Annotated in this window: 2 protein-coding genes and 1 pseudogene; 2 read left to right on the forward strand and 1 reads right to left on the reverse strand. The window is 49.6% G+C overall.

Translation table 11 applies throughout. The features are described from left to right. Positions 1-93, reverse strand: a pseudogene (locus IEY11_RS15300) (type II toxin-antitoxin system RelB/DinJ family antitoxin); the annotation flags it as partial. 126 nt (positions 94-219) lie between these two features. Here IEY11_RS15300 and IEY11_RS03745 point away from each other — a divergent pair. Beyond that, positions 220-618 carry a cysteine-rich VLP domain-containing protein gene (locus IEY11_RS03745; protein WP_188885832.1) on the forward strand — a complete coding sequence of 133 codons (399 nt, stop codon included), beginning with the start codon at positions 220-222 and terminating at the stop codon, positions 616-618. 113 nt (positions 619-731) lie between these two features. Next, the coding region (locus IEY11_RS03750; RefSeq protein ID WP_188885833.1) for a phage replisome organizer N-terminal domain-containing protein at positions 732-1,216 on the forward strand (485 nt) is incomplete at its 3' end.

The raw sequence follows: 1,216 nt of genomic DNA on the forward strand, positions 1-1,216 counted from the left end.
TAGGTTCATGCCAAGTTCAGTAAACAGTGCGTCCGCTTGCGCTTTCAAATCTGCGTCCATGCGGATACTGATGTTTGTGGTATTTCCAGCCATACGATCAACCCCTTTCTGCTGGCAATTATAGTATATGCCATTTGCACGAAGAAAACAATACTTTGCACGAATATTTAACAATAAATTCATTCAAGGAGGTTACCTGCTTTGTGAAAGAAATCATTTATGAAGAACGACAAGACTGAACCTATCCCCGTCATGGATTACCGCCAGTACCGCAGAGCGCGGAGGCTGGTGCATGAGTGCTGCAACTACATCGACGGAAATTGTATCGCCCTGGACGATGGGGAGGAATGTGTCTGTGTCCAGTCTATTTCCTACTCCCTGTTGTGCAGGTGGTTTCGGGCGGCAGTATTACCGCAGGATAAGGAACTGGAAACGGCGCTGTTCCACCGGCTGAATGCGAAGAAATGCGCCGTATGCGGGGCGCTGTTTACCCCCGGTTCCAACCGGGCCAAATACTGCCCGGAATGTGCCGCACGCATGAAGCGGATCAACGCCGCAAAGCGCAAGCGGAAACAACGGGAGAAATGTCACGCTTTAGGGGCTGAAAAACCCTTGTAAATCAAGGGTTTTTTCGAGGGTATCAAAGGCAGGCTGATAGATTTATCCTCCGACCCCTAAAACGGTCTTAAAATGCGTACAGAATCCCAAGAGAAACCCCAAGGAGGAACCCTATGTCAGACAACCGAAAATATTATTACCTGAAACTCAAAGAAAACTATTTTGACGATGATTCCATCGTGCTGCTGGAAAGTACGCAGGATGGTGTGCTATATTCCAACATTCTGCTCAAGCTGTATCTGAAATCGCTGAAACATGGCGGACGGCTTCAACTTGACGAGGACATTCCTTACACGGCGCAGATGATCGCCACCATTACCCGCCAGCAGATCGGCACTGTGGAGAGAGCCTTGCAGATCTTTTTGAAGCTGGGTCTTGTGGAAGTGCTGGACAGCGGCACCTTCTACATGAGCAATATTGAACTGCTGATCGGCCAGTCCTCCACCGAGGCCGAGCGAAAGCGTGCGGCGAGGCTCCAAAACAAGGCTCTTTCCGCGCCCCGGACAAACGGCGGACATTTGTCCGACATTCGTCCACCAGAGATAGAGATAGAGTTAGAGAAAGAGATAGAGATAAAGAGAGAGATAGAGAAGGGACG

This window comes from Butyricicoccus faecihominis, assembly GCF_014648015.1.
GTDB lineage: Bacteria > Bacillota > Clostridia > Oscillospirales > Butyricicoccaceae > Agathobaculum > Agathobaculum butyriciproducens.